The organism is Vibrio ishigakensis (genome assembly GCF_024347675.1).
GTDB classification, from domain to species: Bacteria; Pseudomonadota; Gammaproteobacteria; order Enterobacterales; family Vibrionaceae; genus Vibrio; species Vibrio ishigakensis.
The window spans coordinates 1,709,386-1,730,127 of sequence record NZ_AP024881.1 but is presented as its reverse complement, the minus strand read 5'-3'; the positions used below and the strand labels follow the sequence as shown (position 1 = coordinate 1,730,127).

The 20,742-nt window shown below is 47.0% G+C and carries 21 protein-coding genes; 19 read left to right on the top strand and 2 right to left on the bottom strand.

Going from position 1 to position 20,742, the window contains the following annotated elements; translation table 11 throughout:
* From Pcarn_RS07785 to Pcarn_RS07730, 12 genes are all read left to right on the top strand, one after another.
* Positions 1-567 (top strand): TRAP transporter small permease, encoded by a 567-nt coding sequence (locus Pcarn_RS07785; protein WP_261833301.1) that lies wholly within the window; start codon positions 1-3, stop codon positions 565-567.
* Complete coding sequence (locus Pcarn_RS07780) at positions 564-1,838, top strand: TRAP transporter large permease (RefSeq protein WP_261833300.1); 1,275 nt, start codon at positions 564-566, stop codon at positions 1,836-1,838. Before Pcarn_RS07785 ends, Pcarn_RS07780 begins: the two co-directional genes overlap by 4 nt.
* A 251-nt stretch (positions 1,839-2,089) precedes the next feature.
* A complete protein-coding gene (locus tag Pcarn_RS07775) occupies positions 2,090-2,593 on the top strand; it encodes a helix-turn-helix domain-containing protein (RefSeq protein ID WP_261833299.1) in 504 nt (167 codons plus the stop codon).
* A complete protein-coding gene (locus Pcarn_RS07770; protein WP_315972687.1) occupies positions 2,482-3,435 on the top strand; it encodes an IS3 family transposase in 954 nt (317 codons plus the stop codon). Before Pcarn_RS07775 ends, Pcarn_RS07770 begins: the two co-directional genes overlap by 112 nt.
* Positions 3,436-4,237: 802 nt before the next feature.
* Complete coding sequence (locus tag Pcarn_RS07765; RefSeq protein ID WP_261833298.1) at positions 4,238-5,320, top strand: ABC transporter ATP-binding protein; 1,083 nt, start codon at positions 4,238-4,240, stop codon at positions 5,318-5,320.
* Between the two features lie 10 nt (positions 5,321-5,330).
* Positions 5,331-6,614: an ABC transporter substrate-binding protein gene (locus tag Pcarn_RS07760; RefSeq protein ID WP_261833297.1), complete on the top strand. Its 1,284-nt coding sequence runs from the start codon at positions 5,331-5,333 to the stop codon at positions 6,612-6,614.
* Positions 6,615-6,623: 9 nt separating this feature from the next.
* Positions 6,624-7,481, top strand: a complete 858-nt coding sequence (locus Pcarn_RS07755) for a carbohydrate ABC transporter permease (protein WP_261833296.1) — start codon at positions 6,624-6,626, stop codon at positions 7,479-7,481.
* On the top strand, positions 7,478-8,308 hold the full coding sequence (locus tag Pcarn_RS07750) for a carbohydrate ABC transporter permease (protein WP_261833295.1): 831 nt from the start codon (positions 7,478-7,480) through the stop codon (positions 8,306-8,308). The genes Pcarn_RS07755 and Pcarn_RS07750 overlap by 4 nt, the downstream gene beginning before the upstream one ends.
* 78 nt (positions 8,309-8,386) lie before the next feature.
* The gene (locus Pcarn_RS07745; RefSeq protein ID WP_261833294.1) at positions 8,387-8,938 is read left to right on the top strand and encodes an ester cyclase; all 552 of its coding nucleotides are present in this window, start codon (positions 8,387-8,389) and stop codon (positions 8,936-8,938) included.
* Positions 8,932-9,945: an ester cyclase gene (locus Pcarn_RS07740; protein WP_261833293.1), complete on the top strand. Its 1,014-nt coding sequence runs from the start codon at positions 8,932-8,934 to the stop codon at positions 9,943-9,945. The genes Pcarn_RS07745 and Pcarn_RS07740 overlap by 7 nt, the downstream gene beginning before the upstream one ends.
* Positions 9,946-9,954: 9 nt before the next feature.
* Complete coding sequence (locus Pcarn_RS07735) at positions 9,955-10,890, top strand: nuclear transport factor 2 family protein (RefSeq protein ID WP_261833292.1); 936 nt, start codon at positions 9,955-9,957, stop codon at positions 10,888-10,890.
* A 97-nt stretch (positions 10,891-10,987) separates the two neighbouring features.
* Positions 10,988-11,149: a hypothetical protein gene (locus Pcarn_RS07730; protein WP_261833291.1), complete on the top strand. Its 162-nt coding sequence runs from the start codon at positions 10,988-10,990 to the stop codon at positions 11,147-11,149.
* A gap of 56 nt (positions 11,150-11,205) precedes the next feature.
* Here Pcarn_RS07730 and Pcarn_RS07725 read toward each other — a convergent pair whose 3' ends face one another.
* Positions 11,206-12,654, bottom strand: coding sequence for a sucrose-specific PTS transporter subunit IIBC (locus Pcarn_RS07725; RefSeq protein WP_261833290.1), 1,449 nt, complete (start codon positions 12,652-12,654; stop codon positions 11,206-11,208).
* A 290-nt stretch (positions 12,655-12,944) separates the two neighbouring features.
* On the opposite strand from Pcarn_RS07725, the gene Pcarn_RS07720 reads away from it, so the two are divergent.
* Positions 12,945-13,934 carry a LacI family DNA-binding transcriptional regulator gene (locus Pcarn_RS07720; protein WP_261833289.1) on the top strand — a complete coding sequence of 330 codons (990 nt, stop codon included), beginning with the start codon at positions 12,945-12,947 and terminating at the stop codon, positions 13,932-13,934.
* 497 nt (positions 13,935-14,431) lie between these two features.
* A complete protein-coding gene (locus Pcarn_RS07715) occupies positions 14,432-16,060 on the top strand; it encodes a glycoside hydrolase family 32 protein (RefSeq protein WP_261833288.1) in 1,629 nt (542 codons plus the stop codon).
* Between the two features lie 51 nt (positions 16,061-16,111).
* Here the strand turns inward: Pcarn_RS07715 and Pcarn_RS07710 are convergent, their stop codons facing one another.
* Positions 16,112-16,918, bottom strand: a complete 807-nt coding sequence (locus Pcarn_RS07710; protein WP_261833287.1) for a hypothetical protein — start codon at positions 16,916-16,918, stop codon at positions 16,112-16,114.
* 236 nt (positions 16,919-17,154) lie between these two features.
* On the opposite strand from Pcarn_RS07710, the gene trhA reads away from it, so the two are divergent.
* The 5 genes from trhA to Pcarn_RS07685 all read left to right on the top strand — a co-directional run bounded on the left by trhA (position 17,155) and on the right by Pcarn_RS07685 (position 20,616).
* The gene (gene trhA / locus Pcarn_RS07705) at positions 17,155-17,805 is read left to right on the top strand and encodes a PAQR family membrane homeostasis protein TrhA (protein ID WP_261833286.1); all 651 of its coding nucleotides are present in this window, start codon (positions 17,155-17,157) and stop codon (positions 17,803-17,805) included.
* Between the two features lie 51 nt (positions 17,806-17,856).
* A complete protein-coding gene (locus tag Pcarn_RS07700; RefSeq protein ID WP_261833285.1) occupies positions 17,857-18,543 on the top strand; it encodes a hypothetical protein in 687 nt (228 codons plus the stop codon).
* On the top strand, positions 18,543-19,067 hold the full coding sequence (locus Pcarn_RS07695; protein WP_261833284.1) for a DUF2301 domain-containing membrane protein: 525 nt from the start codon (positions 18,543-18,545) through the stop codon (positions 19,065-19,067). The genes Pcarn_RS07700 and Pcarn_RS07695 overlap by 1 nt, the downstream gene beginning before the upstream one ends.
* 72 nt (positions 19,068-19,139) lie before the next feature.
* A complete protein-coding gene (locus Pcarn_RS07690) occupies positions 19,140-20,087 on the top strand; it encodes a metallophosphoesterase family protein (RefSeq protein WP_261833283.1) in 948 nt (315 codons plus the stop codon).
* A gap of 121 nt (positions 20,088-20,208) precedes the next feature.
* On the top strand, positions 20,209-20,616 hold the full coding sequence (locus Pcarn_RS07685) for a VF530 family protein (RefSeq protein WP_261833282.1): 408 nt from the start codon (positions 20,209-20,211) through the stop codon (positions 20,614-20,616).
* Positions 20,617-20,742 lie beyond the last annotated feature (126 nt).

Here is a 20,742-nt window from a genome sequence, read left to right as displayed (position 1 = left end):
ATGAAATGGTTTCGTTTCTTAGACAAATATCTAGAACCTAGCCTGATTGTGATTGCAATCAGCGCTATGACTACACTTTTGTGTGTGCAAATTGTACTTCGCGCGTTTGACGCTACCATCCCTTGGGCTGAAGAGTTGGCTCGTTACCTGTTTGTATGGGCTATGTATCTCAGCATCAGCTACTGCATCAAGGATGATCGTCATATTCGCATACGTATCCTTGTTGATAAGCTGCCTGCAAAAATAGGGCAGAGCATGCTTATTCTGTCCGATCTTATCTTTATGGCGTTTATGCTTGCCGTGACCTGGTATGGTCACAGCGTGATCGAGCGTAGCTTGAAGCTTGGTCAGATAGCACCAGCGATGGAGATCCCGGTAGCTTGTCTGTACGCCTCGGTACTGGTGTGCGCGGTACTGTCGGTTATTCGTCTCGGTGTAAGTATCAAACAGCGTGTGTTGAGCCTGTTTGAACCGAGTAAAGTGGTTCAGCGTTTCTCTTCTTCTCGCTATATCCATCTTAAAGCGAAGCACCGCACCTCGAATCGACTACTGGAGCTACAAGCATGACGTCTGCACTCTTGTTTGGCAGCTTTGGTATGCTGCTACTTATTGGCGTACCTGTAGGTATCGCCTTGGCAGGGGCGAGTATGATCGCCATCATGAGCCTGCCATTTTTGAACCCAGAATTTTTGGTTCAAGGCCTAGTAACGGGTCTGGACTCTTTCCCACTATTGGCAGTGGTTCTGTTTACTCTTGCGGGTAATCTGATGAGCCAGGGTGGGATCTCGAAGCGTCTATTGCATGTTGCTGAGGTGTTCTTTGGCCACTTTACAGGTGGTCTTGGCATCGTTGCTATCGTGGCTTGTATGTTCTTCGCCTCTATCTCAGGTACAGGCTCGGCAACGGTAGCCGCTATCGGTCTGACCATGATCCCGAGTATGGTGAAGAAGGGCTATAGCCGTTCATTCTCTGGAGCTTTGATAGCATCGTCGGGCGGTATCGGCGTAATCATTCCTCCGTCGGTAGTAATGATCGTGTACGCCATCACCGCAGAGGTCTCTGTAACCAAGATGTTTATGGCGGGGATTATCCCCGGCATCGTTGTTGGTATTGCGCTTATCGGCTACTGCGTGATTGTCTCTCATATTAAGGGCTATCAGGGTAACGATAGAAAAGCGACTTGGTCAGAAAAGTGGGCAGCACTGCGCGAGGCCAGTTGGGCTATGTTATTGCCGGTCATCATCCTCGGCGGTATCTACTCTGGCATCTTCACTCCAACCGAATCGGCGGCGATCGGTGTTATGTACGGACTCTTCTTTGGCATGTTTGTGTATAAAGAGTTGGATGTTAAGACGGTAGTGAAAACCATCTTGGAGTCTTCGCTGCTGGTGGGTGCGGTTCTGGTTATCGTAGGTGCTTCGGTTACCTTTGGACGCATCCTTACCTTAGAGCGTCTACCTACTGAGATTGCGACCTTTATTCTCTCTCTAACTGAGAACAAGATACTTATCCTGCTTTGCATTACCTTGCTTCTGTTGATTGTCGGTACCTTCATGGAGACCTTGGCTGCAATCGTGATCCTAACCCCGATTTTGTTGCCTATCGTTACAGCCCTGGGTATGGACCCTGTGCACTTCGGTATTGTGATGATCGTAAACCTAGCCATTGGCTTTGTGACGCCACCATTAGGGGCCAACCTCTTTATGGCCAGTCAGGTGGGTAAGGTTCCAATAGAGTCCCTTTCTCGAGCCATCATCGGCTGGATAGGTGCAATGTTAGTAGCACTGATGCTAATTACCTTTATTCCGGCAATTTCAATGACGCTGCCGAACCTTTGATTGAATGTGTTTGTGAGTTTGCCCGCGACGAGAGTTGCGGGCTTTTTTGTCTGTGGTGAAATGCGATTGTTCGGTAGGGGAGATTCCCGCTCGAATGGCTCGGCCATTCGTCGGGAATGACGGGGTGTTGTATGTAAGTCAGTGGAGGAAGGGCAATAGAACAGGCCCCCACGCTCGACCCAAAGTTCGTCACCCCGGTAGTCTTGAACTGACCCCCAATAGTTGGACAACCAATTATTGTGGGTCTTTTTATGTCCAAATACAGCAGAGAGTTTAAACTATCGGTAGCGAAGCAATGCAGTGACGGAATATCGTCTAGAGCACTCGCTAAGATATTTAATGTCAACTCCAGACAAATACGATACTGGACGCGTGTCTATGAAGAGAATGGCGAGCAAGCGTTTCTTCATAAACACCTCACAACAGCGAAAGCGAAGTTCGACGCTTTATGCCTAATGTGGGAAAACAACTGGTCGATCAATAAAACAAGCGCTGTGCTTAACCTCTCTACTCCATCTGCTTTATCTAGGTGGCTTCACCAGTACCAAGACTCTGGTGTCGTAGGGCTTGAGCCAAGATCGCGAGGACGAGCCACTATGAAATCTAAATCGCACACTACCAACAAACCAGACGATGAGATGACATTAGAGGAGCTAAAAGAGGAGCTTCTATATCTTCGTGCGGAGAATGCGGTTTTAAAAAAGTTGAAGGAGCTAAGACTGGAAAAAGAAGGACAAACCAAGAAAAAGCGCTGACTGTTTTAGCTCTAAAGCCTGATCATCCTCTTAAGTACCTATTGCGAGCGATAAAACTTGCTCGGAGTGTGTTTTACTACCAAGTAAAGGTGGCTCAGAAACCCTCGAACTATGCTAGTGAGCGTGAGCTTATTACTCGTATCTTTTATCAGCATAAAGGTCGTTACGGTTATCGACGTATCTACTGGACCTTGCGAAATAGGGGCATTCAAATAAACCATAAAACGGTCTACAAATTAATGAGAGAGCTAGGACTTAAATCCACTGTTAGACCGAAAAAGTATCGCTCCCATAAAGGAGAGTTAGCTTATGCAGCACCGAATAAGCTCGACCGAAACTTCTTTGCATCCAAGCCAGATGAGAAGTGGGTTACTGATGTTACAGAGTTTAAGGTCAAAGGACAGAAGGTCTACCTATCACCTGTCATCGACCTCTTCAATCAAGAAGTGGTGTCTTATCAGGTGACAAAACATGTTCGACTTCCGCTGGTACTAGATATGTTGAAAGCTGCGATTAACAAGCTCCCAAAAGGAACTCAGCCATTACTACACAGTGATCAAGGTTGGCAGTATAAACACAAGTTGTACGTCAGGATGCTAAGAGAACGTGGAATAGAACAAAGCATGTCTCGAAAGGGCAATTGCCTAGACAATGCTGTGGCGGAAAACTTCTTCGGTCTATTTAAAACGGAGATGTATCATGGTCGGGACTTCGACAACGCGGATGACTTGATTAGAAGCATCAAAGAGTACATCCATTACTACAACACTGAGCGAATCAAAGTGAAACTGAAAGGCCTGACTCCGATAGAATATCGAAACCAAGCCTTGAAAGTTGCTTAAGAGAAATGTCTAACTTTAAGGGGGCACTTCAGTCTTTTGAGCCGGGGTCTTCTGCTGTATCGGGTTTCAACACCGACTAGGGCTGCTTCATTCGCTCTGTGTTACAGACTGCTGAAAAGGTAAGTTTCAACAAATGAACTGGTTTGCCCCTAGAGATTCCCGCTCGAATGGCTAGGCCATTCGTCGGGAATGACGAAGTAGTGGATGTGAACTGGTGGGGGTACTCAGACGGCCAATTTAAGAGTGCTAGAGTTGCATTAAGTGGGGAGTGTATGGAACAGTCAGCTCACAGCTCACAGCTCACAGCTCACAGCTCACAGCTCACAGCTCACAGCTCACAGCTCACAGTGGCAATCTCTTGAGCCGGGGTCTTAATACTGCAGTAGTATTTTCATTTCACCCTAATTCTTCTCCACACTACAAAACACTATCCAGAACCTTTCGTTTAAAACAATTCACCATCTATCTGTGGTACGAATAGTTATTCTTCATTTGTGTTTTGGTTTACCTAGTCAGAGCTAGTTTTGCATTCCTATCCAAAATGAGAATGACTTCGTGATCTTGCTCAAAAAGTGTCTTTAATTCGTATTTTATTTGTCCAGTGTCAAGGTTTGTTACGAATTTCACTGTGTTAACTGCTTCATTTATGAGCGAAACCACATATTTGTAAACTGCTGGCGATATTTGTTAATGAATTGTTGTTTTGTGCGTTATGAATGTCATTATGAATTCGTATGCAAAATTATGCTTCGGATGAATCATTTTCCTGATCCGAGCATGTTTATGAAACATGGAGAGACACATGGCATCAATTTCGTTAAGGAACATCAAGAAGTTTTGGGGTGATTTCACCGCAATCGAAAATCTATCCCTAGAGATCAAGGACAAGGAGTTCTTGGTACTGCTTGGCCCTTCTGGCTGCGGTAAGACAACTACTATGCGCATGATCGCGGGTCTCGATACCCCGAGCACAGGTGACGTGTATATCGACGATAAATACGTGAATGATACGCACCCACGTGATCGTGACATCGCTATGGTGTTCCAAAGCTACGGCTTGTACCCGCAAAAGACCGTTTACGGCAACATCGCTTTCCCACTTGAGATGCAAAAAGTGCCAAAAGAGGAACTGCATGAGAGAGTAATGCGTGCTGCTAAACGTGTTGAGCTCGATCACCTACTGGATCGCAAACCAGCAACCCTATCTGGTGGCCAGCGCCAGCGTGTTGCACTGGCGCGTGCCATTGTACGTGAGCCAGCTCTGTTCCTGATGGATGAGCCTCTATCAAACCTAGATGCAAAGCTTCGCGTTTCGATGCGTGCACTTCTCAAGAATCTGCATCACGAATTCCAGCGCACCACGGTTTATGTAACTCACGATCAGATTGAGGCGATGACGCTGGCAGACCGTGTTGCTGTTCTTTATCAAGGTAAGATCCAGCAGCTTGATACGCCAAAAGAGATCTACAACAACCCATCGAATCTGTTCGTAGCGAGCTTTATCGGCTCACCTGGCATGAACTTCATCAAGGGTGACCTAGTAGATGGCACCTTCACTGGCGAAGGTTGTCAGGTGTCAGGCTTTGGCAACGTCTCAAACGAGGGAACAACCCTTGGCGTACGTCCTGAGGATGTGCAGATCGTTGATGAGAGCGAGGCAAACCTAGTCTCTGAGGTGTATTCAGTTGAGCTAACTGGTGAGTGCACCTTGGTTACCGTGCAGGTTGAAGACCACTTCATTATCTGCCGAGCGGATAAACACTGCGACTTAGCCATAGGCGAGAAAGTAGGCTTCAAGTTCAATCTAGAGCACACCTATCTATTTGATTCAATTACGGAACAGCGCATTCGTCCAGAAGAGCTATACACAGAGCGCGCAGCATAAGGAAGGCATGATGAAAAAGACACTAACTACATTGGCGCTTGTGACGGCGTCACTATTCTCAGTAAACGCGATGGCATCATGCGACCTTGGCGATATGGAAGCGAAAGGCAAGATTTCATTGCTTTCAAACAGCTACCCAGTGCTAAAACACTTCTCTGACAAGATGGAAGAGTGCGCATCACCACGTCTACAGATCAAAAACAAGCTAGTGAGCGGAAGTGCAGTGCAAGAGCAAGCGCGCATCGTGCTTTCTAGCCGTCGCGGTAACTCGCCATATGACGTGATTCAGGTTTCAGCGCAAAGCTTTCATGAGTTCATGATTAAAGAGCAGATCCAGCCTATTACTGACCTAGTTGAGAAGTACTGGGATGAGTACGACCTTGCAGACATTCCAGAAAGTATCTGGGATCTATCGCGAGTAGATGGTGAGATCTATGCACTGCCTATCCAGCTGAACATGCAAGAGTTCTTTTATCGTGAAGACGTGTTTAAGCAATATGGGCTAGAGGTTCCGACTAACTATCAAGAAGTGGTCTCTACCGGTCAAGCTCTGCAAAAAGAGGGCATTCAATACCCAGTATCACAAGCGATGGGTCGCGGTTGGGACGTAGCGACTGAGTTCACCAACATCTACCTATCACTAGGTGGTGAATACTTCGATGAGTCGGGTAAACCATTGTTTAACAATGAGAAAGGTGTAGAAGCGGCAAACATCCTAAAAGATCTACTTCCTCTAATGTCGCCAAACGCACTGTCTCTGTCCAATGACCTGGTCATGGTTAACTTCCAACAAGACAAGGCTGTAATGGGTAATGTCTGGGCAACTCGCGCAGCGGAAATGGACAACTCTGAAGTATCTAAGGTAGTAGGCAAGGTGAATTACGCGGCTGCGCCAACTGCGACTGCAAATACAACCGTGCCAGCCACCAGTATCTTCTGGGATGGTTATGTATTCCCGAATCGTATCGGTGCGGATCGCGAGCTTGTGTTCAAGATCATGATGGAAACCATGAAGAAAGAGAATATGGAGCAGGGTAATCATCTTGCGTTCCTATCTCGCACCTCAGCAAGCCAAGTGGAAGGGGATGAGTACCGTTACCTGACCGCTCTAAACCAGATGATGGAAAGTGGCGCACGTCCTTTCCCAACAGAAGGTTTCTATGGCTTGGCACACACCGAGATTGGCAACAAATTGCCTGATGCGTTGGCAGGTAAAACCGATATTCGTCTAGCACTAAACGATGCTGCTGAGACCTACTATCGCGAGGCTCGCTCGCAAGGCTACCTCGATTAAGGAGACAGGATGAACTTACGTAACTTTCTAGGTTTCTCAGGTCCATCCATCGCGTCCATGGTGCTGCTTATGGCTGCGCCATTGGTGATGACCTTATACCTGTCATTAAACCGATTTAACTTTAAGGGTGAGCTGAGATACGTCGGCTTTGAAAATTATTTCGAAATCCTCGCTGACGATGCGTTTTGGTCGGCGTTTCAGTTCACCCTTATCTATACCGTGAGCGTAGTTATTTCTGTGCTAGTGCTGGGCTTTATCGTGGCCCTTGCGCTAAACAAGCTAAGTAAAAAAGTACGCGGCATCTTTATGGCGGCAACGCTTCTACCATTCGTGGTAACGCCAGTAGTAGGTACGCTGATCTTCTCATGGCTGTTCCAAGACTTTGGCTATGTAACCTATCTGCTTAGCTTGATCGGCGTTGAGATCTACTGGTTCTCTGATGTGTTTGAATCGCGCCTACTTATCATCATGTATGGCATTTGGCAGGTAACGCCATTCGCGGCGATTGTGTTCTTCGCAGGCTTGCAAGCTATCCCGCAAGACACACTAGAATCAGCTGTGCTAGATGGCGCTCATCAGTGGGATCAAATCAAGCACGTGGTACTGCCAGCACTACAGCCTCTAATTCTGTTTATCTCGATGATCTGCATTATGGATGCCTATCGCTTGTTTGACTCGGTGGCGGTAATGACAGGTGGCTTGAACGCCACAGAGACACTCATGTATTACAACTATCGCGTGGGTATTGTGCAGGATGCAGTGGCGAAAGGAAGCGCAGTATCTGTGTTAACCATGGTGGGTATCTTCGTTCTACTGATCCCGTTCTTGTATCTAACCTATCGTGAGCAAAAAGGAATTCGCCAATGAACCCAACCAATATGAGCGTACAACGCATGATGGTTTACGCCGTTATGCTCCTTTGGATTGTGTTCTGCGCCTTTCCATTTTTCTGGACCATTATGACGTCCATTAAGTCTCCGGTAGATGCCTTTTCAAACCCGCCGGTGTGGGTGTTTGAACCAACCGCAGGCAACTATGCCAGCCTATGGCTAGAGTTTGGCTTCAGTGAGTATTTGTGGAACTCGGTCATCGTCACCCTAGGTGTGGTGGTTATCTCTCTGTCCATCGGCTGCTTGGCGGGTTACGCACTGGCGCGCTACCCAGGAAAACTTGGTTTCTGGCTATTGATGCTGGCGCTGGTATTCCGCTCGCTACCACATACTGTGTTCCTTATTCCTTACTATGAGTTCACTCGTATGGTTGGACTGTACGATACACACATCGTGCTTATCTTGGTGCTTGTGGCTATCAACCAACCGTTCACTATCTGGATGATGCGTTCGTTCTTTATGAATATTCCTAAGGAGCTTGAAGAGTCGGCAATGATGGATGGTTGTACCCAATTCCAAGCGTTCAGAAAAGCCATCGTGCCAGTAATGTGGCCAGGGATTATCACTACAGGTCTGTTTACTTTCCTATTGGCTTATAACGAGTTCTTGATCCCACTAACGCTGACAGCGACCAATGCCTCGACCATGCCAGTGGCCATCTCGCAATTTGGCGCCGATGACATCAAGTACTGGTCTATGAGTGCGGCCGGCGCGGTATCAATCACGCTGCCAATCGTGGCGCTTATCATCTTCTTCCAGAAGAAAATCGTATCTGGTCTCGTTGCCGGTGCAGTAAAAGGTTAACTCACATTCACTATTACCTCCCTCTGCCCTTAACGGGTGGGGGAGAGGCTTGTCCAAATAATAACAAAGGAGGTTTTTATGAACTCGCCACTAGAACTTCGTCGTCCTGAACAAGGCGTGCTAACTAAGGATAACGACTTAACTAAAACCGAAGAAACCCTAGCTGTTGTGGATGCCATGGTTGATGGCTTGAATGACCATGATATCGATAATATGGGACTTTTCTTTGCTGAGTCCTTCCGCTGGATGGGTAACGGCGGTTGCGGCTTCAAGAAAGACCTAAAAGAGTTTCAAGAAAATTGGCAGCGACCATTCCAAGCAGCGTTTTCTGAGAAAGTCTGTACCGATGAAGCACGCATCACACAAGGTGAATGGTGCGCAGCCTTTGGCAGACAAGAGGCCGTACACACTGGCGAGTTCATGGGCATTGCACCAACGGGTAAGAAGGTCATCATCCGCTACATGGATTTTTGGAAGGTCGTGGATGGCAAGATAGTCGATAACTACGTGATGGTGGATTTCCCAAGTGTGATGCAGCAGCTGGGTGTTGACCCGTTCAATGGTGGCAGCTGGGAGCAGCGTGATAGCGAGGAGAATCCGCTTTACAAAGTGGGAGAGCCAATATGCTAGAGCTGGGCGCAAAGGAGCTTATTCAATCCCTTGATAAGCTGATGTATGACTTTGATCTAGAGAAGATCAGTGGCTTTATAGACCACAACTTTGCCCCAAATGCCAAGATACAGCTAGCGCACCCGTTTGAGACGCTTTCTAACCCACAAGCACTGGCTTATGAGGTCTATCAACCACTATTAGAAGCTGTGCCAGATCTAGAAAAACGTACCTATATCTCGATGGCTGGTGAGGCTCGCGGTGCCTACTGGGTGGGCGTGGCTGGCTACTACACAGGTAGTTTTCTCGAACCTTGGCTGGATATTCCGCCAACCGGTCATCAGATGTCGATGCGCTTTCACGAGTTCTATCGCGTTGAAGACAATAAAGTGGTTGAAGTACAAGCCTTGTGGGATATTCCGCAGCTTATGATGCAAGCCGGGGTTTGGCCTATGGTGCCAAGCCTGGGCTGGGAGTGGAACCCGCCAGCGCCGGCCTCCAATGATGGCTTGGTAGCGGGTACTGATATTGCTCAAGCACAGGCGAGCCTTAATCTTGTGGGCGATATGCTAACAGGCCTTTCCAAGCATGCCACAGGCGGTGTTGAGGCGATGGAGCTAGAGAAATACTGGCATGAAAAATGTAGCTGGTATGGGCCATCGGGCATAGGTACCGCACGCGGTATTCAAGGTTTTCGCAACTGGCATCAGATCCCGTTCTTGAATGCCCTGCCAAACAGGCGCACCAAAGAAGGCATGGGGTATCTTTTCGCAGATAAAAACTATGTTGGTTTTACTGCTTGGCCGGGAATGGAGATGACAGTCAGCGGCAGTGGTTGGCTGGGCATTGCGCCAAGTAACAAAGAGATCACTATGCGCAGTCTCGATTTTTGGCGTTGTGAGAACGGCAAGATCCGCGAGAACTGGGTGCTGGTGGATCTTCTGCATGTTTATGATCAGCTCGGCGTCGATGTGCTCGGGCGAATGCGCGAATTGAATAAGGCGCGTTACAGACAATTTGATAGATAAGGAGGTTTTATGTCTATGCAAGGATTCGATCCAAAGTGGAAAGACTTTCCCGATTATATCTTGGGTATCACCAGTGAGATCTGGGAGGCGCGCGGCCTACATACCCTACACGAATATTACTCACCAGATATTATCGTGCGCACCCCGCAGGCAATCACCGTGGGCAATAAGCAGGTGATAAACGCCACCATGGAAGTGCTGGCACAGTTTCCAGACCGCACCCTGCTTGGCGAGGACGTGATCTGGTCAGGCACACCAGAAACGGGAATGCTCTCTTCGCACCGTATTATCTCCACTGCAACCCACAAGGCGACTGGCAAGCGTTTGAAGTTTCGAATCATTGCCGATTGCCATGCCATCAATAATCAGATTAACGATGAGTGGCTGATTCGAGACCAAGGCGCCGTAGCAAGACAGATAGGTATTGAGCCAAAGGAGATGGCGCTTCAGCAAATTAAAGCTGAGGGTGGGGCGCAGGTGTTTACACCAGATTTGGATGTAGCCGGTCCTTACCAAAGCCCAGGAAACGATAGCCCTTGGGGTTTGAAATATGCTCAGATCCTAGAGTCCATCATGGCGGCCGAGTTTAGCGTTATCCCGAGAGAGTATGACCGCGCCTGTATTGGCGAGTATGCCGGAAATCAAACCGCACTTTCACACGCCGAGATAGACGCTTTCTGGATGAGCCTTCGCTCCGCCTTTCCAAATGCTGAGTTTAAGATAGAGCACTGCATCGGCCTTGAAGAGCAGATGATGTCACCACGTGCGGCGATTCGCTGGTCTCTAAAGGGTAAGCATGAAGGCTATGGTGCGTTTGGTGAGCCAACTGGCGCCGAGGTATATATCATGGGCGCAAGCCATGCAGAGTTTGGGCCTTGGGGTCTTCGCCGAGAGTACGTATTGTTTGACGAAGTGGCGGTTTGGCGTCAGATCTTAGCTAAATAAGGTCATAATACGGTAAACCTTTGTTTTCATGTATTTAAACTTTTATTGCGTCGTCTATGCTTAGCAACAAGGTTAACGTGCAATTGAGAGAGTAAGGATGAAGAAACTGGTTATCGTAGCGGTAGTAGTCGCACTTGGTGCTGTATTTGTTTGGAACAACAACACGGCATTGTCGACGGTCTGCTCATCAGTCAGTGCCGTACAGAATCAGTTCCCAGTGGAATGTACTAAGGCACGAGCCGCCTCATTATTTAACTAGGTCAACAGAACCTAACAAAAGAGCGCCAAATTGGCGCTCTTTTCAGTTTTGGACGATTAGCTAGCCGTTGCAGCGGTTAGCTTAGTCTGCTTTTTTGCGTGGCGTACTCCAAGTACTAGGGTTAGGCCGAATGCAACAGCAAACGCGATAGCCATACCAATCACATACTGGGTTAGGTTCTCAGGGCGGATAGAGATGATGCCTGGAAGACCCGCCGCGCCCAGAGCTTGGGCTTTGACGTTGAACAGCGTGATGTATGCACTTTCGGTTGCCGCACCTATGATAGCCGCGATAAACGGATAGCGAAGCTTAAGGTTTACACCGAACATGGCTGGCTCAGTGATACCTAGAAGTGCTGTGACACCTGATGGCATAGCAACGCCTTTAAGCTTGGTATCGCGAGTTCTAAAGCCAACAGCTAGAGCCGCTGCGCCTTGAGCAACATTAGACATAGCTGCGATAGGGAAGATGAAGGTACCGCCAGTAACCGCGATGTCTGTAAGAAGCTGAGTCTCGATTGCGATAAAGCTGTGGTGCATGCCCGTGATAACGAATGGCGCATAGATAAAGCCAAATAGCGCACCGCCGATAAAGCCAGCAGAGTCATATAGCCAGTTCAGGCCATCACCCAATAGGAAGCCAGCATCGCGCGTGATAGGACCTACTAGAGTAAAGGTTAGGAAACCTGTGATGAAGATAGCCAGCATAGGTGTTAGCAGGTTATCGAGCACCGATGGAATGACCTTACGTAGGCCGTTTTCAACCTTAGCCAGTATAAACGCCGATACCAGTACAGGTAGAACAGAGCCTTGATAGCCCACCTTTTGGATCTCAAAACCAAAGATGTTCCATGTCGGGATAGTGCCACTTACTGATGCGCCGCCAAAGCCCCAGCCGTTGAGAAGATCAGGGTGCACCATCAACATACCTAGCGCCGCGCCAAGGAAGGGGTTACCGCCAAACTTCTTCGATGCTGAGAATGCCAACAGAACAGGTAGATAAACAAAAGGTGCGTTAGCAAAGGTGTTGATCATGGCTGCAAGATCAGCAAGACCTGGGTTGGCATCAATCAGCGATTGTCCTTCAAGGAAAAGGCCCGGAGCGGTCAACAGGTTAAAGATACCCATCAATAGACCACCCGCCACGATAGCTGGGATAATAGGAACGAAGATGTCAGACAGACCTTTCACCGCACGCTGAACGATGTTCTGCTTCTCGCTACCTGCCGATGCTACTTCGCTGGTAGACATCTCGGTCATGCCCGTTAGCTTCGCCATTTCAGCGTGAACTTGGTTTACGATGCCTGAGCCAAAGATGATCTGATATTGACCCGCTACTTTAAATTGGCCTTTAACGCCTTCAAGGTTGTCGATCGCATCTTCTTGGATCAGAGAGTCGTCTTTAACCGCTAGACGAAGGCGGGTTGCACAGTGGGCTAGAGCAGAAAGGTTCTCTTTGCCTCCAAGCATTTCTAATAGTTGTTTTGCTATGACTGGGTAGTTCATACCAAGCTCCGGTAATTAGGTTTGGAAATTTTAGAATTCGTTTTGGGAACGTTTGCAATAATATTTTTGAACGTCGTACTGTCAAAGCGACTTATTCACCTTTGTGATGATGATCTATAAATTAGCCACATGTATCTAACCTGTATTAGTGTTAAGTACGCATTTTTGAGACACTTATTCTTGTGTTGTGCACTTTAGTATCGAGCGCACGCATTTTACTTGGTTGAAGGTTTACACCTAGGGCTATTTGATGGATAGTCCAAAACGTTAATAGTAGGGAGTTCTATATCATGGTTAGTCTGCACGACGTTGCAAAACGTGCTGGTGTTTCAAAATCCACCGTTTCTCGAGTCGTCAACGATGAATACGGGGTAAAGCAGAGCACGAAGGACAAGGTGCAGCAGGCGATAGATGAGCTTGGCTACCAAACTAACCTAGTGGCGAGAGATCTCAAGTCTCAGCGCACCAACCTAGTTGGGGTTATCGTGCCGCGCGTTGCCTCAAACGCCACATCACAAGGGGTTGACGGCCTTAGCCTTGCCTTTGAAGAAGCCGGAAAACAGGTGCTACTTGCCAGTACCCAGCTCTCTTATCAAAAAGAGATAGACTTCATTAAGCTATTTAACCAAAAGCGAGTAGAGGGCATCATCTTGTATGCGACACACCTCGATGAAGCCTTGGTATCAGCCATCTCTAACTCTCAAGCACCTGTAGTTTTGGTAGGGCAGGACGGCTCTTTATTTAATATCCCGAGCATAGTGCACGATGACCTAAGGGTAGGCTTTGCCGCGGGCAGTCGCTTGGTGGAAGCAGGCTGTGAGAACATCGGCTTTATGGGCGTAGCCAGCAAAGATATCGCGGTAGATAAACTCAGATACCAAGGGCTCGAACAGGCACTGATGTTTAAAAACAAGCGTGAACCTATCTTCCATAGTCATGGTGACTTCTCTATCGAGTCTGGATTTGAGCAAGCGACTGAGCTGTTAAAACAATATCCTGATCTCGACGGCCTCTTCTGCGCAACAGACCGCATCGCTATTGGTGCGATTAAGGCTATTGAGCAGTCAGATAAGCGCGTCGGCAAAGACATTAAGGTGCTAGGTGTAGGTAACGATGAGCTTGGTTTTGTTTCTAGTCCGTCTCTTTCAACCTTTAGCTATACCTTTGATAAAGCGGGAGAAAGCGCTGCCAAGACCTTGCTTGAGCTTATCGATGGCCAGCCTGCTGTAACGAGCAAGGTAGTACTGAGCTTTACGGCTGTTGATAGGGATACGTGTTAAGGGAAGCTTTTAGCTGTCAGCTTTCAGTTGGTGGTCTTTTTGATGTGGGGCTTTGCTTGAAGATCCCGGCTAAGAGCCTGCCGGGATGACGTATTTCCTATATGTAGCTTGCGGAACAAAACTTTCTAGAACCTCTGTCGCGTCGCCTTTCTTAATTCTCATTAATCTAAAAAGCCCGTCATGCCGGAGCTCATCCGGCATCTTTGTAACGCACTTACTCTATATTCGAATGCGCTACGTTAGAGTGTCAAAGATCTCGGCTAAAAGCATGCCGGGATGGCGATGCACACGAACTTAAACCACCTCAAACCGACGTCATGCCGGAATCTATCCGGCATCTTTACCACTGAACATACTCAACCAACCCCCTCATCAAAGCCACCAAACAACTTTAGATCACGATCACACTTTTAATCTGCATATCAATTGAGCGTTGTATTTTTCTATCCCGATGAATATTATTGCAAACGTTCCCAAAAATGATATGCGGTATTTCAATGAGTAATCAGTCACAGTCAGTGCTAGATCTGGTGGAGTTTTGTGGTGGTCAATCTAACCTTCGCCGAGTACTAAAGGCAGAAGGGCAGCAGTTTATTGAGGTTGTAGATGCAGGTCTTCTTACCTCACAAACCGAAAACTGGGTAAAACTGGATGTATTGGGCGAGACTCAGGTTGTTCTTCCTATTGAACGTCAACTAACTGACTCTGAGCTTCTAGAGCTTGGTACCTTGATTGATGAAAATCTGCGAGTGCTCGCTGATGCTTGCGTTCAGCCTACTGAATGTGAATTCAGCCCAAGTTGGCATGTGGCTCCGCCACAAGGTCTACTTAATGACCCAAACGGGTTTATCTACCACAACGGCGAGTACCACCTCTTCTATCAGTGGTATCCATATGCATGTGTGCACAAAGACAAGTACTGGGCACACTTGACCAGTAAAGATCTGATTAACTGGGAGTGGAAGCCGCTAGGGTTAACGCCATCTGATTGGTTCGATAGCCACGGCGTATTCTCAGGCCACGCGCTAAGCAATGGCGATGAGTTGATGCTCTTCTACACCGGAAATACTCGCATCGGTAATGAGCGCATTCGCCAAACCACACAGTGTTTGGCTGTATCTGAAAACGGGATTGATTTTAAAAAGCTCGGTCCAATTGTTCCTGAATTACCCCCAGGTGTGACCGAGCATATTCGCGACCCTAAGATAGTGAAGCGTGGTGATGAGTGGTTGATGTTCCTTGGCGCACAGACTACCGACCTTAAAGGTCGCCTTGCTATCTACAGCTCTGCTGACCTAAAACAGTGGCAGTTCAAAGGCCTGTTTGGTGAAGAGCAGGGTGATTTCGGCTATATGTGGGAATGCCCAGATTTCTTCGAACTAAATGGCGAAAGCTTTGTGGTTGCAGGTCCTCAAGGTATTGAGTCTGAGAGCAAGCACCATACTATCCCTCATCACAACGGCATCTTCAAATCTGAGTTTGGCCAAGACAACGGTATTGCTCTGAAGGAGTTTCAGAACCTAGATATGGGTTTTGACTTCTATGCGCCGCAGTCTTTAGAGACACCAGATGGTCGCCGTATTATGTCCGGTTGGATGGGGCTTCCAGATGAGATTGAACACCCAAGCAATAATTGGGTGCATCAACTGACCGCACTGCGCGAGTTAACTTACGTTGATGGCAAACTTATCCAGTGGCCAATTTCTGAGATTGAATCTCTTCGCGGTGAAAAACAGCAGTTTGAACTTAATGAAGGCGAGGCGTATACCGGCCTAACTAGTAAATCTTTTGAATTGAATGTGACGTTAGAGCAGGGCGGCGAACTTCGTTTGCATAACTCTGGTGAGCAGTATGTGTCTATCAAGCTAGAGAATGGCACTCTGTTATTAGACAGAACCCACACTCAAATCCAGCAAGGCGATACGATCCGTGAGTTGCCGCTTGCAAGCGAGAAAGTAGAATTACGCATCCTTTCCGATAACTCTTCTCTAGAGCTGTTTGTTAACGGCGGCGAGCATGTAATGAGTGCGCGAGTATTTACCGATGGTCAAAGCATCAAACTAGAGAAAGGGAAGGCGAGTATTGAGCTTTATGAGCTCAAGAGTGCAACTAGACCTTATATCTAATCAAAAAAAGAGTGAGCTAAAACGCTCACTCTTTTTCTTTGTGTTGAAAGATTACGGCACCTCTATATTGAGCTCTAACACTCCGTCGGATGAGGTTAATACGTCCTCATATTCTTGAATGGTGTTGTTCATGCCTATCTTGATCCCAAGCTGAGCTGCACCACCGGAGACATGACGGATGATGATTCGGTGTTTGCCTTTCGGGGTTCGTTTATCTGACCACATGATGGTTTGCGTACCATTCATAGGGTCTTGGGTGAAATGACCGCCCTTTGAGCCGTTGGCACTTGCTTCGTTTATCGTTTCTCCGCTCGGAGTGACTACTTCGAGGGATAGTATTGCTGAGCTCGGTACCCAACCAAAGGCGACCTGCATTCTACCGTCTATCATATCTTCGATCTTTAGCCTTTCCAGTGGGGTCTTTTGGCTCTGCTTGTAGTCATTGATTTCGGTGACTAGCTTAGTCTGCTCTTCTTCGAATACTTGGATCTTGTCTCGAAGTTCCTGATTTGACGTTTCAAGTTCTTCAACACCTACTTGAGCGATACTTACTCTCGATTGCGCAGAGATACCCGCCAAGGTGAGCAGTAGAACTGATAAGAAGAGGGCCGCACCGTAAACAGTGTTACTCGATGGGGAAGGGGTGTCGGTTTCGGTATTACTCTCTAGCTGATGCTCGAGGATCTCACTTTCCAGCTCAGCCTCGCTTTCAGTTTCGGCTTCTACCTGTTTTTTATGAGTCAGGCTTTGCAGCTCTTGTTGGTATTTGCGAATGTTCTGCAGCAGCAGAAAGCAGGAGATCAGCGCCACGATTGCGGGGCCAATGATCAGAAGGTTATCAAAGATGAAATTGCCCATGAATTTTCCTCTCAAGTAAACGGGGAGGGGTCATACAACAAAGAGAACCGTAGAAATAACAATAGCACTAGATGCGCTAACGCGTTATTCGAAGCGGATATCGGGGCTTGGCTAAGCGTGTTTAATTTCTGTGACATTCATTGATTAACAGCCAATTTCAGAGAATAAAATTTCAGCTTACACTTGTTCGCTAAACGTGACATACTAGCTCGGTAATCGTGCAAGAGGGCGAGCAAATGTCGCAGTCACAGGCTCAATATTCAGTAAAAGAAGAGATAGCTAACTCCATTACCCACGGGGCGGGAATGGTATTTGGCATCGTTGGTTTGATCATGCTTTTGATAAAAGCGATAGACCACTCCGCTGATGGTTTAACCATTACTAGTATGGCTATCTACGGCTCGAGCATCATAGTGCTGTTCTTGGCCTCGACTCTCTACCACGCGGTTCCTTTTCAAAGGGCTAAGCGCTGGCTTAAAACCTTCGACCACAGTGCCATCTATCTGCTAATTGCCGGAAGTTACACGCCATTCTTGTTAGTAAGCCTAAGAACTCCGCTAGCGATTGGCTTGATGATAGTAATCTGGAGCATTGCGCTGCTTGGCATCATTATGAAGGTGGCCTTTGTCTATCGCTTCAAGCGTTTCTCTCTCATCTCTTATATGGCCATGGGTTGGCTGTCGTTAATCGTTGTTTATCAACTGGCGATGCACCTAGAAATAGGCGGGTTGGTACTCCTTGCCGTTGGTGGCTTGATCTATTCCTTGGGCGTGATTTTTTATGTGGCTAAGCGCATTCCGTTTAATCATGCCATCTGGCATTGCTTTGTATTGGCGGGCGCGGTATGCCATTTTCTGGCGATTTATTACTATGTCGAGCCAATCTAATCTAAACTTCTGATAAAACTCGTTTTTTGACTGATATATCGGAATTAGGTTATGAACGGAATCAAAGCTTTTTCAGGTGTGGCATTAGCCATTATGTTAGCGGGTTGCCAATCTGCCCCTGAAACTAGTAAGCAGACCCAAGCTGAAGTTAAAACTCAAGGCCCTCTGCCAAGCTATGCACAGGTTACCTTTCCTGAAGGGGAGACGGCCGATGGCACTAAATACAATTCCGGTAAAGCTGATCTGAATGGTGATGGCAGTGATGAGATCCTTATCTTAATGGAGGGGATGGAATACTGTGGCACAGGTGGATGTACAGCCTTTATTATCGATAGCGACAACAATCAGATTGCCCGAATGACGGTCACTGAACTACCAATTATGTTGGGTCATCGTGAGACAAACGGCTGGAAGAACCTAATCGTTTGGAGCAATGGTTATCTTCGACTGGTTAAGCACGATGGTACGAGTTATCCAAGCAATCCATCCACCATGCCTCGCTACAATCAAGAATCAAATAAAAAGCGCGCCATGACTTTTCTAACCAGTTCGCCTGAATATCAAGCTGATGGCTACGGCATTAGTTATTACGAAGACACGCCGATATTACTGCCCGTGTCCCAGTTCAAATACAAGTTCAAATCTGAAAGCTCTCCAACTGTCCACTATAAGGCAGTGGTAGATTCTCTGACTGGCAGTGTAGATATTGAACGCATCGATACACATCACGACCAGTAATGGCCAATCCGGAACATAAAGAAGAGTTAGATACCCTAGATAGGCTGAGCGTTATAGGGTATCGCTTCGGCATTTCATTACTGGCGTTCTCCTACCTTTTCTTGGCTTATATATCCATCGCGCAAGTCGCTGCTTCAGTGATGAGTTTGCTTGCCATAAGTGCTGCTTTGATTGCCGCTAACCTTCATATCTATGATAAGAATATTCGAGCGATCATAGTGTGGAGTTCATGGGTCGGCTTATTGGTTATTGCTGTCATAGGCCAGCCTCTCATCGCTCAACTGCTTTTCTGCGTTACCTTTTCCGGCATTGCTCTAAAAGAGTCCTTTTGTTTTAAGGTTCCGGGCCTAAAGCTTATCCCTGTTTTTATCGGTTTGGCTCTGATTGGTCAATATTTCTATCTAGACATATTAACGGCGATGAGTGCTTTGTTTACTGGATTAATCTTTGGTTTTTTGAGTATCAAAAAATGGCAGATGCCGCTTCATTTTGATATTGGAAACAAAGCCAATTATCAGGTATAGCTGTCGTCTAATGGCTAAGAGAATAAGCTCAATAGCATTAGAATTGAGGTGTCGAACCAAATGGATAACCCTATGCTCAAGTCTATATTCTCCTCTCTTGTTTTAGTTAGCTCAGTGGCCTTTGCGTTCGATGCGCCCGAGCCTCTTAAAGGCCAAATACGTTTCGCCATTATTGGTGACCTTACTGGTGGTGAGCGAGACGGCGTTTTTAAGGTAGCCTCAAAGGGTATCGAGCAGATGCAACCAGATTTCATCATGAGCATCGGTGATCTGATTGAAGGTGGCACCGAAGACGAAGCACAAATGAATAGTGAGTGGGCGACCTTCCAAAATAATCTAGGGAACAAGGGTATCCCGTTTTATCCAGCAGTAGGCAACCACGATATATCCAATGCCAAGATGCGAACCTGGTATGAGAAGACCATAGGTCCCCGCTACTACCACTTTGTATACCAGAATTCGCTGTTTATTGTGATGGACAGTGAGGATTTCACAGATGCCTTCTTTACCGACCTTAAAGTCAAAAGAAATCAGGCTATAGAGGTATATAAGAAAGACCCAGCACAGTTTGAAAATACCGAATATGCCAAGTTAAGCCAGCGCTACTATGGTGAAATTAGCGATAATCAACGTGATTATGTGATTGATGCGATCCAAGAGAACCCTAATGTTCGTTGGACCTTTATCTTCATGCATAAGCCGGTATGGCAGAATGAACAAGAGAAGAATTTCAAGGCCATAGAAACTGAATTGATGGGGCGCAACTACACGGTATTTAACGGTCATGTGCATAGCTATCAATATACTCAAAGGCTAGGGCAGGACTACATCCAACTGGCGACCTCCGGCGGTAAGATCTTTGAAGACCAGCTTGTGAATATGGACCACATAATGTGGGTAGGCCTTTCAGGAGACAAGCCGACTTACCTAAACATCAAACTTGATGGTATGCGTGATAAGAAGGGAGAGATTCCTGCCAGTGGTCAGTCTCTTTGCTTTGATAATGCCGATTGCAAATAATCGCCATATCAACCAAGAGTCCTACGTCTTGCATGCCTAAAAGATGATTGATACTTAACTTTCATCCAAGCTCATTAGTCGTGTTAGACTTAGCCCAACAAAAATAGGGTGCGAACATACTATGACAATCGATAGAGAAGGCTTACAAAACAATCCGCTGCATGGCTTGGGATTGGAACAAATGGTGACTGAGTTAGTGGAACACTACGGCTGGGATATCCTAGATACCGCCATGCGTTTTAACTGCTTTCATACCAACCCTTCGATTAAGAGCAGTGTAAAATATCTGCGTAAAAGTGATTGGGCTCGTGAGAAGCTAGAAGCATTCTATCTGTCTCGATTCAAGCGAATGCCTCGTCCGACAGAAGAAGAGAAGGGCATTCCTCCACGTATGAGAACCTTTGCCGACGGAATTGAACCAAGAGAGCCGATGAAACTCACTGTTGACTCAATTCTGGATTCACAAGCGAAAGCAGCTTCTGCGTATAAGGCTGCCAAGGCTCGAAACAGAGGTAAGCAAAGACGCTAACTTTACCGAACTAGCTATTTATATTAAAGATGAAAGAAGCCTGTATTAAACAGGCTTCTTCTGTTTCTAATCGCTGTGAATAAATAAGCACATCAGAATCGTTATTTATAAATGTTCAATATTCAA